The 15,133-nt window shown below is 74.0% G+C and carries 10 protein-coding genes and 1 pseudogene; 7 read left to right on the forward strand and 4 right to left on the reverse strand.

Features of this window, described 5'->3' with window-relative positions; genetic code table 11:
* Positions 1-64: 64 nt before the first annotated feature.
* Positions 65-1,657 (reverse strand): M4 family metallopeptidase, encoded by a 1,593-nt coding sequence (locus AC067J_RS20085; RefSeq protein WP_478300960.1) that lies wholly within the window; start codon positions 1,655-1,657, stop codon positions 65-67.
* A 155-nt stretch (positions 1,658-1,812) separates the two neighbouring features.
* Here AC067J_RS20085 and AC067J_RS20090 point away from each other — a divergent pair, with 155 nt between their 5' ends.
* Positions 1,813-2,271: a GNAT family N-acetyltransferase gene (locus AC067J_RS20090; protein ID WP_478300961.1), complete on the forward strand. Its 459-nt coding sequence runs from the start codon at positions 1,813-1,815 to the stop codon at positions 2,269-2,271.
* A 170-nt stretch (positions 2,272-2,441) separates the two neighbouring features.
* Positions 2,442-3,776 (forward strand): ATP-grasp domain-containing protein, encoded by a 1,335-nt coding sequence (locus AC067J_RS20095; protein ID WP_478300963.1) that lies wholly within the window; start codon positions 2,442-2,444, stop codon positions 3,774-3,776.
* A 147-nt stretch (positions 3,777-3,923) separates the two neighbouring features.
* Here AC067J_RS20095 and AC067J_RS20100 read toward each other — a convergent pair whose 3' ends face one another.
* Positions 3,924-6,233 (reverse strand): AMP-binding protein, encoded by a 2,310-nt coding sequence (locus AC067J_RS20100; RefSeq protein ID WP_478300964.1) that lies wholly within the window; start codon positions 6,231-6,233, stop codon positions 3,924-3,926.
* A 255-nt stretch (positions 6,234-6,488) separates the two neighbouring features.
* Between AC067J_RS20100 and AC067J_RS20105 the strand changes: the two genes are divergently transcribed.
* The 5 genes from AC067J_RS20105 to AC067J_RS20125 all read left to right on the forward strand — a co-directional run bounded on the left by AC067J_RS20105 (position 6,489) and on the right by AC067J_RS20125 (position 12,119).
* Positions 6,489-7,313: an ABC transporter ATP-binding protein gene (locus AC067J_RS20105; RefSeq protein ID WP_478300966.1), complete on the forward strand. Its 825-nt coding sequence runs from the start codon at positions 6,489-6,491 to the stop codon at positions 7,311-7,313.
* A gap of 415 nt (positions 7,314-7,728) precedes the next feature.
* Positions 7,729-8,871: an iron uptake system protein EfeO gene (gene efeO, locus AC067J_RS20110; RefSeq protein WP_478300968.1), complete on the forward strand. Its 1,143-nt coding sequence runs from the start codon at positions 7,729-7,731 to the stop codon at positions 8,869-8,871.
* A 136-nt stretch (positions 8,872-9,007) separates the two neighbouring features.
* Positions 9,008-10,330: an iron uptake transporter deferrochelatase/peroxidase subunit gene (gene efeB, locus AC067J_RS20115; RefSeq protein WP_478300970.1), complete on the forward strand. Its 1,323-nt coding sequence runs from the start codon at positions 9,008-9,010 to the stop codon at positions 10,328-10,330.
* A gap of 38 nt (positions 10,331-10,368) precedes the next feature.
* Positions 10,369-11,220 (forward strand): iron uptake transporter permease EfeU, encoded by an 852-nt coding sequence (efeU, locus tag AC067J_RS20120; RefSeq protein ID WP_478300972.1) that lies wholly within the window; start codon positions 10,369-10,371, stop codon positions 11,218-11,220.
* Positions 11,221-11,462: 242 nt separating this feature from the next.
* Entirely contained in the window at positions 11,463-12,119 is a 657-nt protein-coding gene (locus tag AC067J_RS20125; RefSeq protein WP_478300974.1) for an HNH endonuclease family protein, read from the forward strand.
* A gap of 115 nt (positions 12,120-12,234) precedes the next feature.
* Here AC067J_RS20125 and AC067J_RS20130 read toward each other — a convergent pair whose 3' ends face one another.
* Both AC067J_RS20130 and AC067J_RS20135 read right to left on the reverse strand, forming a co-directional pair.
* On the reverse strand, positions 12,235-14,799 hold the full coding sequence (locus tag AC067J_RS20130) for an ABC transporter permease (protein ID WP_478300976.1): 2,565 nt from the start codon (positions 14,797-14,799) through the stop codon (positions 12,235-12,237).
* A gap of 170 nt (positions 14,800-14,969) precedes the next feature.
* A pseudogene (locus AC067J_RS20135) lies at positions 14,970-15,133 on the reverse strand (ABC transporter ATP-binding protein); the annotation flags it as partial.

Raw genomic sequence — 15,133 nt, forward strand, 5'->3', positions numbered from 1 at the left:
GCGTGCGGCCCGCCGCCCCAGGGAGGGGCGACGGGCCGCACGCACGCGCCGCGGTGGTGGGGGATCAGCCGACGGCGACGGCACTCCAGGCGGCCGCGACCGCCTTGTACTCGGGGCTGGTGGCGCCGTAGAGGTCCTTGGCGGCGTTCAGCGTGGCGGTGCGGGCGCCCTTGTAGTCGGTGGTGGACGTCATGTAGACGGTGAGCGCGCGGTACCAGATCTTCGCGACCTTCTGGTTCCCGATGCCGGTGACGGTGGAGCCGTTGCAGGTCGGGCTGTTGTAGGAGACGCCGTTGACGGTGCGGGCACCGCTGCCCTCGCTGGCGAGGAAGAACCAGTGGTTGCCGACGCCCGAGGAGTTGTGGACGTCGAGCTGGCCGACCTTCCTCGTCCAGCAGTCGGCGGAGCGGCCGTCCAGCGACGGCTTGTCCATCCGGCGCAGCCACGGCGGGGTGGACTGGTCGCTGAACAGGTAGTCCGGCTTGTCGACGGGGTTGTCGGCGTACCACTCGACCATGGTGCCGAAGATGTCCGAGGTCGCCTCGTTGAGGCCGCCGGACTCGCCGCTGTAGCGGAGGTTGGCGGTGGCGCTGGTGACGCCGTGGGTCATCTCGTGACCCATGGTGTCGAGGTCGACCTGCTCGGGGTCGACGCTGCCGTCGCCGTCGCCGGTCATCATGCAGAAGCAGGTGTCGGACCACTGGGCGTTGTCCCACTTGGTGCCGACGTGGACGAAGACCGTGGCGCCCTTGCCGTCGTTCTTGATCCCGCTGCGGTTGAAGACGTTCTTGTAGTAGTCGTACGTCCAGGCGGTGTTGGCGTGGGCGTCGACGGCGGCGGTGGCACGGTCGGTGGAGAACTTCTTCCCGTCGCCCCAGACGTTGTCGGCGTCGGTGAAGAGGGTGCCGGAGGTGGGGGTGAGCGATCCGGCACTGGCGTTTAGCGCGTCCCTGGTGGTGTGGCGGCGCACCGGGTCGATCAGCGCGTAGCCGCCGGACTGCGGGGTGGTGTCGATGGTGACGTCGCCGGTGTACTCGGAGTGGCCGGTGCCGGCGGCCTGGTGCTCGGCGTCGTACGCCTCGATCTGCTCGCCGCTGCGGGCGTCGGTGACGACGACGCGGCCGGCGGGCTGGCCGTGGTCGCCGGTGCCCTGGACGGTGGTGCGCCAGGCGAGGCGCGGGGTGCCGTCGGCGGCCCAGACGACCAGTTCGGGGGAGCTGGTGGCGTCGGCGACGCCGGGGGCGGCTTCGAGCGCGCGGCCGGCGGTGAGCTGGGCGGGGACCTTGGGGACGATCGAGCTCACCGCGGCGTCGTGGGCGGCGGCGCGGGAGGAGTCCTTGAGCCGGCCGCGGGCGTCCTGGTGCACCACCAGGTCGCCGCCGACGACGGGCAGGCCGAGGTAGGTGCGGTCGAAGCGCACGTGCTGGGCGCCGTCGGCGTCCAGCACGACGTCCTTGACCAGGAGGTCCTGGCCGTCGCCGTAGCCGAAGACCGCGGCGTTGCGGGCGACGTTGGACCGGGCCTGGGCGATCGCCGCGTCACGGCCGGTGGGGGCGGCGGATGCGCTGCCGGCGGTGAAGGTGGCGGCGAGGAGGGCGGCGGTGGCCGCTATGGCTCCGGCCGCGAGGGGGCGGCGGGAAGAGGAGGTGGGGCTCACTCTGACTCCAGTCGGGGTAGCTGCAGGGAAGGAGCTGCCACGAGATTGACGGTGACCCGTCAGATTGGGCCAGAGAATCTGTCATTTCTTGACCAATTCGTGTCCTGTACTGATCAAAACTGATCGATTGTGAACTCCTCCTCTACGATCCCGCCATGACAACCACCCAGGATCACCGAACTGTGGAGTACGCCTGGCGCGGCGTGTTCACCGACCACGAGCTCGACGCCCTGCACACCGCGGCCTTCGCCGACCCGGCCGGCCCGGGGAACCCCGCCGACCCGGCCGGCCCCGCGGGCCCCACCCCCTGGCGCGCCCGCCTGGAGCGCCACAGCGTCGGGTGGGTCTGCGCCCGCCCCGCCCCCGGCGGCCCGTTGCTCGGCTTCGTCAACGTCGTCTGGGACGGCGGCGTCCACGCCTTCCTCCTCGACACCGCCGTCGACCCCGGCGCCCGCCACCTCGGGATCGGTACCCGGCTGGTCGCCGCGGCCGCCGACGGCGCCCGCGCGGCCGGCAGCGACTGGCTCCACGTCGACTTCGAACCGCACCTCCGCCCCTACTACTTCGACGCCTGCGGCTTCCGGCCCACCGACGCCGGACTCATCGCCCTCTGACGGCCGGCCGTCACCCGCCCGGGCCCGGGACCCCGTCGTCCCCCCCCCGCCTCGTCCCCCCGCCTGTCCCCCCGCCTGTCCCCCCGCCTCGTCCCCCTCGTCCCCTCCCCTCCGAGCCGTCTTCCCCCGAGCCGTCGCCACCGCGACCGCCGGAGCCGTACCCTCGCGGAATGGACGGATGGGTGGGGGCCTGGACCGGCGGGCGGCGGGCCGTGCACGTCGGCAACGTGGCCGACTTCAACGAGCAGTTCCTCGACGCCCGGATCGACGCGGACCAGCGGGAGCGACGGCTGCGGCAGGCGCACCACTACGCGGGCATGGCGACCTGCTACAGCCCCGAGCCGGCCGCGCTGGTGCTCCCGGCGGAGGTCGAGCCGGACTGGATCGCCTGGCTGGCCCGCGAGTTGGCCTGGGGCCCGGTCGAACTGCACAGCGGCGTCGCGCCGGGGGAGACGATGGCCCGCGCCCTGGAACGGCGGCCCGCGCTGGCGCGGCGGATCGCGGACGGCGGCGAGCCGGTGCTGGTCTGGGGCCGGACCGCCGCACAGGGCGAGGGGCCGGACCTGGCGGCGGTGCGCCGCTACGAGTCCAAGGCGGCCGCGCACGAACTGTTCACCGCGCTCGCCCCCGACCACCCGGGCGTGCGGGTGCCCCGTCAGGAGCGCGCGGACACCACCCGCCGGGCCGCGCGCCGGTTGGCGTTCCGGGCGGCTCGCGGGCTGACCACCGTGGTGAAGAGCCCGCACGGGGTCGGCGGGTACGGGACCGTGGTGGCGACCCCGCAGGAGGTGTTCGCGGCCGGCGGGGCGCGGGCGCTGCTCCGGAGGCTCGTCCGGGGCGAGGTGCTGCCGCCCGGCGGCGGCCTGCTGCTGGAGGAGTACGTGGACGGCGGCCCGGCGGGCTCGGGCCGGCTGCGCGACCTCACCTTCGACGCGGTGATCGGCGCGGACGGCCGGGTCCACCCGGTGGGCGTCGGTGAGATGGCCGTGGACGGCACCCGCTACCAGGGGGTGACGGTCGGTCCGGGGGTGGTGCCGCCGGGGGCGGCGGCCACCGTCGAGCGGTTCGGGCTGGCGGTGGGGGAACGGCTGGCCGCGGCCGGCCACCGGGGCTGGTTCGACGTGGACTTCGTCACCGACCGCGAGCGGCGGCCGGCCCCGACCGAGGTGAACCTGCGGCTCACCGGACCGGCCGTCGCCTTCGTCCTGCGGCAGCGGCTGGACGAGGTGCGCGGCCCGGGCCACCTGGTCCGCACCCTGGACGCGATGCCGCTGGGCGCCCGGCTCTCCCAGGAGGCGCTGTACGGGCACCTGGACCGGCTGCGCCCGCAGTGCGCCCGGCTCGGGGCGGTCGTCCTGCCGCTGATCGTGACGACCGGCTACGAGCCGGAGCCGACCGTCGGCCTGGCGCTCGCCGCGCACAGCGCCGAGGCGCTGGACGCGGCGGAGGCGCTGCTCGGCGCGGGCAACCACGCGCTGGGCCGGATGTTCGAGGCCCTGCGCTGAGCCACCCCCGCCGGCCCTGCCCCGTACTCACCCGCGCCCCCGTACTCACCCGCGCCCCCGTACTCACCCGGGCCCCCGTAACCGCCCGGGCCCCGTACCCGCCCGCCGGCCGGCTGCTCACCCGCCCGCCGGCCGGCGGGCGGACCGTCACCTCGGCTTCGTCGGGCTCGGACGCTGCCAGGCCAGGAACCGGACCACCACACCGGCCGAGACCATCAGCGCGACGTTGAACAGGTAGACCAGCAGCGACTGCCGGGACCAGTCGCCCGGCGAGCTGGTCCGGTACATGTTGTCCTGCGGCCACCAGGAGGCCAGCAGCCAGAACACCGCCAGGTACGCGGGCACCGACAGCCGTGCCGGCCGCTCCAGCCGGGAGATCACCACCGGACCCGCGAAGAGCCAGGCCACGCCGAGGCCGAACGATCCCCACTCGAAGAGGTACAGCACCCGGAAGTAGGTGGCGTACGGCCCCGGGACCGCGGAGACGTCCGTGGAGCCCGGCCAGAGCAGGTCGGTCAGCACCCAGGCCAGCACCGCGAACGGCAGCGCCGCGGCGAGCCAGCCGCAGCCGGTCGCGCCGCCCTGCTCGGCGGTGGCCGGGAACCGGGTGCCGGCCTTGCCGCCCGAGCCCTTCCGCGCGACGGTGCGGCGGGGCGCGGTGTGGTCGGCGGGGGCGGGCAGCGGCAGTGCGCCGTGGTCGAGCTTCCCGGCCCGCGTGCGCGGCAGCTCGGACAGCGGCACCACGGCCGCCGGAGCGTCGCTCTCGGACAACTCGGCGGCGAGCCGGGCGTTCAGGTAGGCGGAGAGCGACCATCCGTCGGTGTCGGGCGCGCCGGGCTCGGTCACCGCGTAGGCCACCCGCTCGCGCCGGGTGGGGGACACCTGGACCATGGTGACCGCCACCTCCCGCACTCCGGGGTGCGCGCGCAGCAGGGCCTCGACGCGGTTCGCCGCCACCACACCGCTCACGACGACGGCGGCCAGGGCCGCCCGGGCCGCCATGGAGGCGGCCGGCGCGGTGGGCCTGGCGAGGTCCGGCGCCCCGAGGGCGGTCGAGGCGCGGGCGACGAACTCCAGGACCCCGTCGGGCCCGAGACAGCCGTAGTCACCGGTGTGCAGGACCCTGCCGTCCGGGTCGTAGACGACCCGGGCGAACCGTTGCGCGCTCTCGGCCGCCCGGTTGAGGTAGCCGCGGCCGAGGCCCGGGCCGGCGAGCGCGATCTCGCCGATCGTCCCGGGCGGGGCGGGGAAGCCGTCCGGGCCGAGGACGTAGACCCTGACGCCGGGGAAGGGCACGCCGACCCGTGAGAGCCGTTCGCTGCCCGGCACGTCGTTCGCGTCCGGCAGCTCGTACCAGGTGCTGTCGACGGCGGCCTCGGCCAGCCCGTACACGTTGATCACCCGGGTCTCCGGGCCCAGCAGGCGCTGCAGGGCGAGGTGTTCGTCCAGCCAGAACTTCTCGGCGCCGACGGTGAGCACCCGCACGCCGGGCAGCCGCGACCGGGTCGCGGCGCGGGCCCCGGCCCAGCCGGCGCCGTCCGCACCGTCCGCACCGTCCGAACCGGCCACGCCGTCCGCACCGTCCGCGCCGTCCTTCGGGCGGCCGGTCACGCCGCCGGGCACTTCGTCGGCCACGGCGAGGTGGGCCGCGAGGCGGCGCGCGGTGCGGACGTTCAGCTCCAGCACGGTGATCCGCTCGTCGGCGACGAGCGTGGGCAGGTCGGTGATCTCGGCGCTGCGGTCCAGGGTGTGGTTGCGCGGGGCGACGACGAGCGTGGCGCCGGAGCAGAGCGCGCGGATCCAGTCGGCGGTGAAGACGTCGAACTCCAGGCTCGCCGTCGTCAGGATCCGGTCGGCGGGGGAGAGCCCGTACACCTCGCGCCACCCGTGGTGCAGGGCCAGCAGGTTGCGGTGCTCGACCAGTACGCAGCGCGGCGGGCCGGTGGTGCCCGAGGTGGTGAACACCACCGCCGGATCCTCCGGTCCGACGCCCGCCGTGCGCGGCAGGGCGGGCAGTCCGGCGATCCCGGCGGCCGCCGAGTCCACGCAGACCACGCTGTGCGCGCCCGCGTCGGAGAGCCGCAGGCGGTGGCTCTCCTCGGTGACGACGAGCACCGGGTCGGTCTCGGCCAGCACGTGCCGCAGCAGCGGGTCGGGCGCGCTCGGTTCGAGCGGCACGTACGCGGCGCCGGTCTTCAGCACGGCGAGCAGTGCGACGTACACCTCGGTGCCGCGGCCGAACGCCACCGCGGCCCGGCGGCCGGGGGTGAGGCCCCGGCCGGTCAGGTGGCGCGCCAGCCGGTCGGCCCGGGCGTCGAGTTCCGCGTAGCTCAGCTCCTGCCCGGCGCACCGGAGGGCCACCGCGTCGGGCGTCCGCCGCGCGTGCTCCTCGAACCGTCCGTGCAGCGTCCCGGCCCGCCCCGAACCGATCTCCACCGGTTGGTCCGTCCCTGCCATGACCACGCCCCCTCCACCGTGCGGATCCTGCTCCGCGGGACGGCACAGCGGTCCCGCGCGGTTCCCCGATCCTCCCGTCAACTGCCGCCCCGGAACAGGGGCGTGCGGGAGCCGGCCGCTGTCCACGGCTCGGACGCCCCGGCCGCCGCCGGGTGGACGGTTGTACTCTGCACGCGGACGGTCGGCTCCGCGCCCGCCCGGCACGGAGCCGCGCCCACGCCCCTGCCCGGCGCCAACCCCCGGAGGCCCGCCCCCATGAGCACGCCCGACCCTTCCTACGCCGGCCCGCTGCTGCGGACCCGGGACGTCGCCGTCGTCCGGGAGGGCCGCCACCTGCTGCGCGGGATCGATCTGGAGATCCGGCCCGGCCAGCACTGGGCGCTGCTCGGCCCCAACGGCGCCGGCAAGTCGACCCTGCTCGCCCTGCTCGGTGCGGTCTCCCACCCCACCCGGGGCGAGGTGGACGTGCTCGGCCGCAGGCTCGGCCGGGTCGACGTCCGCGAGCTGCGCGCCCACCTCGGTCACGTCAACCCGCGCCACCCGCTGCGCTCGCCGCTGACCGTGCGGGAGGTGGTGCTCACCGGCCTGACCAACACCATCGAGCCGGACCTCCACCGCAAGCCCGGCCCGGAGGAGCTGGAGCGCGCCGAGCGGCTGATCGACACGCTCGGCATGACGGCGGCGGCGGAGTCCCCGTGGACCACGCTCTCCCAGGGCGAGCGCGGCCGGGCGCTGATCGCCCGCGCCCTGATGCCCAGTCCGCGCCTGCTGCTGCTCGACGAGCCGGCGACCGGGTTGGACCTGACCGCCCGTGAGCTGCTGCTGGACAGCCTGGACCTGCTGCGCCATCAGCACCCGGACCTCGCCAGCGTGCTCGTCACGCACCACCTGGAGGAGCTGCCGGAGTCGACGACGCACGCGCTGCTGCTGCGGGACGGGGAGACGGTCGCGGCCGGCCCGGTCGCCGAGGTGATGACCACCGAACTGGTCAGCGCGACCTTCGGCCACCCGATCCGGATCAGCCGGCACGAGGGCCGCTGGACGGCCCGGGCCGCCGCCCGCCGAACCCCGGAACGCTGAGGGCGGCACCGGGGACGGGCACCGGTCGGTCGGGGCGGCACCGGGGACGGGCGCCGGTCGGTCGGGGCGCCGCCGGGCGCGGTCGCCGGTCGCCGAGGGCGCCGGCGGGGACGGGCGCCGCCCACGGCACGGGCCGTCCTGCCGCGCCCCCGGCCCGCTTCGGCGCGCCGGAATGGGAGCCGGTCACGAGCCCCCCTGGCCGGAATCGATCGGTCCACCTGTCGGTATCCTGCTCCGCGACCGTCCCCACCTGCGTCGACGACCTTGCCCAAGCTTTACCGTCGTGCCGGTGGACGGCGAAATCCGATATCCATAAGGTATGCCTAAGCTAAGCGGGCGGGGGCCCGGAAATACCGTTCCCCCACCCGTGTTCAGCCCTGCCCTCATACGTCCTGCCCTGACCGCTGGAGCCCGCATGTCCGCCCGTCGTTCCACCGCAGCCATGCTGCTCACCGTCGCCGTGGCGACCGCCGCGCTGGCGGGCTGCTCGCAGAAGAAGGACGACAAGGCCTCCTCCGACGCGGTCAAGGTCAACGCCTCCGACTCCGCGTGCGAGGTCTCGAAGACCACGTTCCCGGCCGGTCACGTCGTGCTGGACATCGCCAACAAGGGGTCGAAGACCACCGAGGTCTACGTCTACGCCGCGGGCGACAAGATCGTCACGGAGCGGGAGAACATCGGTCCGGGGACGAAGGCGAGCATCACCGCCGAGATCAAGGCCGGTTCGTACGAGATCGCGTGCAAGCCGGGGATGGTCGGCGACGGGATCCGCCAGAAGATCACGGTGACCGGCGAGGGCGGCTCGGCCGCGGCGGCCGATCCGCGGCTGACGGCGGCGGTGGACGCCTACCGGAAGTACGCGCAGGAGCAGGCGGACGCGACGATCCCCGCGGTCGAGGCGTTCGCGGCCGCGGTCAAGGGCGGGGACGTGGAGAAGGCGAAGTCGCTGTTCGCGCCGTCGCGGACCGGCTGGGAGCGCACCGAGCCGGTCGCGGAGAGCTTCGGTGACGTCGACCCGAAGACCGACACCCGTGAGGACGGCCTGGAGCAGGGCCAGGAGTGGACCGGCTGGCACCGGCTGGAGAAGTCGCTCTGGGTGGACGGCAAGGTCGGCGCCGAGGAGACCAAGCTCGCCGACCAGCTGGTGGCGGACCTGAAGGACTGGCAGAAGAAGATCCCCGAGGCGGAGATCACCGCGACGAGCATGGCGAACGGGGCGAAGGAGCTGCTGGACGAGGTCGCCACCGGCAAGGTGACCGGCGAGGAGGACCGCTACAGCCACACCGACCTGGCGGACTTCGCCGCGAACGTCGAGGGCGCGAAGAAGGCGTACGAGCTGCTGAAGCCGGTCGCCGCGGAGAAGGACGCGGAGCTGGCGAAGACGCTGGACTCCGAGTTCGCCGCCCTGGAGGCGCTGCTCGCCAAGTACAAGCAGGCCGACGGCTCCTACACCTCCTACGAGAAGGTCACCGAGGCCGAGCGCAAGACCTTCTCCGACGCGGTCAACGCCCTGGGCGAGCCGCTGTCCAAGCTCGCCGCCGCGGTCGTCGCCAAGTAGCACCGCGCCCGGACCGTCCGTACCGACTCGGGCGGGCCGGGCACCGCACCGCGCACCACCCAGCCACACCGCCGTGGCGGCCCCAGCGGCCGCCACGGCGTCCGTGAGTCCAGCATCAGAGAAGGGCCCGTCGCCGATGGACGCCGAGCAGGAGCAGCAGAACGGGACGCCGGACGGTGGCGAGGCCGTCGCCCCCCAGGACGTGAGCGGCGCCGGTCACGGGTCGTTCAGCCGCCGTGCGGTGATCGGCTGGGCGGGTGCCGGGGTCGCGCTGGGTGCGGCGGGGGTGGGTTCGGTGGCCGCCGCGACCCGCCAGGAGGACGCTCCGGCGCCGGCCGTGACGGTGGGCGGGGACGTCCCGTTCTACGGCGAGCACCAGTCCGGGATCGCGACCCCGGTCCAGGACCGCCTGCACTTCGCCGCGTTCGACGTCTCCGCCTCCGCGACCCGCGAGTCGCTGGTGCGGATGCTGAAGGAGTGGACGAAGGCCGCCGCCGCGATGACGGGCGGTCGTGAGGTGGGCAGCGGCGCGGCGAGCGGACTCCCCGAGGCGCCGCCGGACGACACGGGCGAGGCCCTGGGCCTGCCGGCGTCCCGGCTCACCCTCACCATCGGCTTCGGTCCCACCCTGTTCGAGAAGGACGGCGTGGACCGCTTCGGCCTGAAGGCCAGGCGTCCCGAGGCGCTGATCGACCTGCCCCGCTTCAAGGGCGACAACCTCGACCCGCAGCGCAGCGGCGGCGACCTCTGCGTCCAGGCGTGCGCGGACGATCCGCAGGTCGCGGTCCACGCGATCCGCAACCTGGCCCGCATCGGCATGGGGACGGTCAACATCCGCTGGTCCCAGCTGGGTTTCGGCAAGACCTCCTCCACCACCCCCGACGCCCAGACGCCGCGCAACATGATGGGCTTCAAGGACGGCACCCACAACATCGCCGGCACCGACACCCCCCGGCTGGCGGAGCACGTGTGGGTCGCCCCCGGCGAGGGCCCCGAGTGGATGACCGGCGGCTCCTACCTCGTCGCCCGCCGCATCCGGATGCACATCGAGACCTGGGACCGCACCTCGCTCAAGGAGCAGGAGGACGTCTTCGGCCGCACCAAGGGCGAAGGCGCCGCCTACGGCAGGAGCCGGGAGCACGACGCGCCGGACCTGAACGCGATGCCGCAGGACGCCCACGTGCGCCTGGCGCACCCGGACTCCAACGGCGGGCACATGATCCTGCGCCGCGGCTTCTCCTTCACCGACGGCACCGACGGGCTCGGCCGCCTGGACGCCGGGCTGTTCTTCCTCGCCTACCAGCGCGACAGCCGCACCGCGTTCGTCCCGCTCCAGCAGCGCCTCGCCGCCTCCGACGCCCTCAACGAGTACATCCAGCACGTCGGTTCGGCGCACTTCGCCTGCCCGGCGGGCATCCGCAAGCCCGGCGAGTGGTGGGGCCAGGCCCTCTTCGGCTGACCTCCCGACCCCCTGCCACGAACCCCCGAGGAGGTGCCGTGTTCGGCAACTACCTGATCGGCCTGCGCGAGGGGCTGGAAGCCAGCCTCGTCGTGTGCATTCTCATCGCCTACCTGGTCAAGACCGGCCGCAAGGACCGGCTGCCGCCCGTCTGGGCCGGCGTCGGCGCGGCGGTCGCCCTCAGCATGGCCTTCGGCGCGGTGCTGCAGTACGGCTCCACCCAGCTCACCTTCGAAGCCCAGGAGGCACTCGGCGGGACGCTGTCCGTCATCGCCGTGGGCCTGGTCACCTGGATGGTGTTCTGGATGCGCCGCACCGCCCGGCACCTGAAGGCGGAGCTGCACGGCAAGCTGGACGCGGCCCTCGCGATGGGCACGGTGGCGCTGGTGGTGACCTCGTTCCTGGCGGTCGGCCGGGAGGGGCTGGAGACGGCGCTGTTCATCTGGTCGGCGGTGCAGGCCACGGACGACGGCTACAACCCGATCATCGGCGCGGCCCTCGGCCTGACGACGGCGGTGGTGCTGGGCTGGCTGTTCTACCGCGGCGCCCTGAGGATCAACCTCGCGAAGTTCTTCACCTGGACCGGCGCCATGCTGGTCGTGGTCGCCGCCGGCGTCCTCGCCTACGGGGTGCACGACCTGCAGGAGGCGGGCTGGCTGCCCGGCCTGCACAACCGGGCCTTCGACATCAGCTCCACCATCCCCAAGGACAGCTGGTACGGCACCCTCCTCAAGGGTGTGTTCAACTTCCAGCCCGACCCGACGAAGCTCCAGCTCGCGGTCTGGGCGGCGTACCTGGTCCCGACCCTGGCGATCTTCCTCGGCGTCTTCGGCGGCCGTCCGGCCAAGCCCGCCGCCCCGGCCCCGAAGGCCGCCGACTCGACAGCCTGAGCGAAGAGTTCAGGACGGGAGACACCGTCGAAAGCCCTGCCCGGCGCGCCGCCGGGCAGGGCTTTCGGCGTCCCCGGAGGCGCCCGGAGGTGTCCGAACGGTCCGTGCGCTGACGCCCGGTCAAAAGTTCACCTCCCGGCTCTACCCGCGTAAACCCCTGGGACCGCATGCTGGTCGGCAGCCCGGGCGGGCCGCTCCGCCCGGGGGCTTTCCCCTGCCCTCGTCGACACAGGAGTCCCCCCATGTCCGCGATATCCGTGCCGCGCCCGCCCCGCCGCACCCTGGCCGCCGCCCTCGGCGCCCTGCTGCTCGCCCTCGTCACCCTGCTGACCGGCGCCGGCACCGCCCAGGCCGCGCTGCCGACCCCGGTGTCCGCCGCCACCGCCCGCAGCTACCTCGCCTCGATCGCGGTGACCGCCGAGTCCCACGCCTCCACCTACGACCGGGCGCTCTTCCCGCACTGGATCACCGTCTCCGGCACCTGCAACACCCGTGAGACGGTCCTCAAGCGGGACGGCAGCAACGTCGTCACCGACTCCGCGTGCGCCTCCGTCAGCGGCAGCTGGTTCTCCGTCTACGACAACGTCAGCACCACCAGCGCCTCGTCCTTCGACATCGACCACGTGGTGCCGCTCGCCGAGGCCTGGCGCTCCGGCGCCTGGGCGTGGACCACCGGCCAGCGCCAGGGCTTCGCCAACGACCTGACCCGCCCGCAGCTGATCGCCGTCTCCGCGAGCTCCAACCGCAGCAAGGGCGACCAGGACCCGGCCCACTGGCTGCCGCAGGCCTCCTACCGCTGCACCTACGCCCGCGCCTGGGTGCAGGTGAAGTACTACTACGGCCTCACCGTGGACAGCGCCGAGAAGAGCGCGCTCTCGGCCATCCTCAACGGCTGCTGAGGAAACGTTCGCTCACCGTCGCCCACGGTAGGACCGACGACGGCGCCGCCCGCCGGGAGGAGTCTCCCGGCGGGCGGCGCCGTCGCTGCGGTCCGTCGCTGCGGTGGTGGCCCGGCTACTCGCTCTTGATCGAGCTCAGGATGTCCAGCCGGGCGGCCCGGCGGGCCGGCCAGAGCGCGGCCAGCAGGCCGATCAGCGCGGCGGCCACCAGGAAGCCCAGGACCTGCACCGGCGGCACCACCGTGGTGATGTTGTCGAAGGTCTTCGCGATGGCCCGGTTGCCGGCCCAGGCGGTGACGATGCCGAGCACGACACCGACCACGCCGCCGAACAGCGCGATCAGCAGCGACTCCAGCCGGACCATCCGGCCGATGCCGCGCCGGTCCAGGCCGATCGCCCGCAGCATGCCGATCTCCCGGCGGCGCTCGAACACCGACATCGCCATGGTGTTGACCACGCCCAGGACGGCGATCACCACGGACATGCCCAGCAGCCCGTACATCATGCTCAGGACGGCGGACACCATCTGGCGGTTCTCCGCCTTGATGTCCTTGTCGCCCTTGACCGCGATCAGCGGGTTGCCGCCGGTGGCGTCGCGCAGCGCCTGCTTGAGCTCGGCGTCCGCGCCGTGGGAGCCCTTGACGAGCACCTTCTCCAGGCCGGTGCCGGGGGCGGCGTGCGGGCCGACCACGCCGTCCGGGGCGATCAGCCCGGACAGCATGGTGCTGTGCTCGACCAGGCCGCCGACGGTCAGGGCCGCCCGGGTGCCGTCCGGGTAGGTGCCGGTCAGCGCCGAGCCGACCTTGATGCCGTTCCGCTCCGCGTAGTCGGAGCTGACCAGCAGCCTGCCCTGCTTGAGCGCGTCGGCCGAGCCCTCGGTGACCTTCACGTCCACCAGCCGGTCGATGGTGGCCGCGTCCACCGAGGTGAGCCACGAGGTGTCGTCCTCGGCGGCGCCCTTGACCGGGACGGTGCGCACCACGCTCATCGCGGTGAGCCCGGGGATCCTGGCGATCTGCGGGGCGACCTCGGGGGAGAGCATCGAGAAGTTCGACATGGCGACGGTGTAGTCGGCCTTGAGGTCGTTCGCGGTGGCCTCGTCGACGGCCTTGTTCACCGAGGCGCCGACGACGGTCAGGGCGGTGATCAGGGTGACGCCGATGGTGAGCGCGGAGGCGGTGGCGGCGGTGCGGCGCGGGTTGCGCACCGCGTTCTCGCGGGCCAGCTTGCCGGGCGTGCCGTACAGCTTGCGCAGCAGCGGGGCGAACAGGGCGATCAGCGGCCGGGACAGCAGCGGGGTGAGGACGAAGACGCCGATCATCAGCGCACCCGCGCCGATGCCGACCAGCTTGCCCTGCTGGCCGGCCGCGCCGGCCAGCAGGCCGCCCACGCCGACCAGCGCGAACAGCAGACCGATGACGTTCCGGACCACCAGGGACTTCTGGGTGGCGGGCTGCTCGGCCGAGCTCATGGCGGCGACCGGGGCGATCCGCGAGGCGCGGCGGGCGGGCAGCCAGGCGGCGAGCACGGTCACCGCGACGCCGACGCCGACGGAGCCGAGCACCGTGGAGGGGCCGACCACCAGCGGGCCGTCCGGCAGGTTGGCCTCGAACGGGCCGTTGAGCAGGGAGCGCAGCCCGGTGGCGATGCCGATGCCGGCGAGCAGGCCGCCGAGCGAGGCGGTGAGGCCGACCAGCAGCGCCTCGATCAGCACCGAGCGGGTGATCTGCTTGCGGCTGGCGCCGACGGCGCGCAGCAGGGCCAGTTCCTTGGTGCGCTGGGCGACCAGCATGGTGAAGGTGTTGGCGATGATGAAGATGCCGACGAAGAGCGCGATGGCGGCGAACCCCAGCAGCACGCCGGAGAGGCCCTTGGTGCCTTCGGCGATCATCCGGTCCTGCTCGTCGGCGAGCGCGCGGCCGGTCCTCGCCTCGATCGAGTCGCCCTTGGGGACGGTCTGCTCGACGGCGGTGAGCAGCGCGGTGTCGTCGGCGCCGGGCTTGCCCTTGACGTCGATCTCGGCGTACCGGCCGGGGCTCAGGTAGAGCTGCTGGGTGGTGGCCGTGTCGAAGGCGGCGAGCGAGCCGCCGGAGACGACGCGCGGGTCGTTGGTGTGCAGGGTGCCGGTGAGCTGGAGCTCCATGACCGGGCCGTTGACGGCGACGCGGACGGTGTCGCCGACCTTGTAGCCGCCCTTCTCCGCGGTCCTGGCGTCCAGCGCGATCTCCTTGGCACCGCGCGGGCCGCGCCCCTCGACCAGCGGGTAGCGCGGGTCGGTGCCGTCGGCGCCGGGCACGTAGTTGGTGCCGGTGGTGGAGAAGCCGTTGCCGATCAGCGCGCCCTTCTTGTCGGCGATGCCGGCGAAGCCGCTGACCACGCCGCGGGCGTCGGCGGCGCCGGGCAGCGCGGCGATCGCCTTGCGGGTCTCCTCGGTGAGGACGGGGCCCGCCTCGGCCGTACCGCCGCCGTGGTCGTAGCCCTTGCTCGCGGCGTCGCGGTCGCTGACGGTGACGGTGATGTCGGTGTAGCTCTTGGCGCTCTGGGAGCGGAGCGCGTTGCCGAGCGTGTCGGTGAAGACGAGCGTGCCGGCGACGAAGGCGGTGCCGAGGAGGACGGCCAGCGTCGTCATCAGCAGCCGGGCCTTGTGGGCCAGCACGTTGCGCAGTGCGGTGCGGTACATGGGGTGGTGTCAGTCCTGGAAGGTCGTGGGGACGGAGGCCGGTTCGGGGCCTGGCCGGTGGGCCGGGGGCCGGTGCGACGGCTCGGCCGGTGCGGCGGTGCGGGCCGGTGGGACGGTGCGGGCCCGGTGCGGTGGCTCGGCCGGTGCGACGGCTCGGCTGGTGCGGCGGCTCAGCTGGTGCGGCCCTTGGCGTCGAAGCGGCGCATGCGGTCCAGGACGGTGTCGGCGGTGGGCGCGACGAGTTCGTCGACGATGCGGCCGTCGGCGAGGAAGACGACGCGGTCGGCGTAGGCGGCGGCGACGGGGTCGTGGGTGACCATGACGACGGTCTGGC

The sequence above is a fragment of the Kitasatospora sp. NPDC042419 genome (assembly GCF_056437345.1).

Coding starts and splice junctions, on each gene's coding strand:
- AC067J_RS20090 (WP_478300961.1), top strand. CDS start 1,813: ATGACAACCACCCAGGATCACCGAACTGTGGAGTACGCCTGGCGCGGC.
- AC067J_RS20095 (WP_478300963.1), top strand. CDS start 2,442: ATGGACGGATGGGTGGGGGCCTGGACCGGCGGGCGGCGGGCCGTGCAC.
- AC067J_RS20100 (WP_478300964.1), bottom strand. CDS start 6,233: ATGGCAGGGACGGACCAACCGGTGGAGATCGGTTCGGGGCGGGCCGGG.
- AC067J_RS20105 (WP_478300966.1), top strand. CDS start 6,489: ATGAGCACGCCCGACCCTTCCTACGCCGGCCCGCTGCTGCGGACCCGG.
- efeO (WP_478300968.1), top strand. CDS start 7,729: ATGTCCGCCCGTCGTTCCACCGCAGCCATGCTGCTCACCGTCGCCGTG.
- efeB (WP_478300970.1), top strand. CDS start 9,008: ATGGACGCCGAGCAGGAGCAGCAGAACGGGACGCCGGACGGTGGCGAG.
- AC067J_RS20125 (WP_478300974.1), top strand. CDS start 11,463: ATGTCCGCGATATCCGTGCCGCGCCCGCCCCGCCGCACCCTGGCCGCC.
- AC067J_RS20130 (WP_478300976.1), bottom strand. CDS start 14,799: ATGTACCGCACCGCACTGCGCAACGTGCTGGCCCACAAGGCCCGGCTG.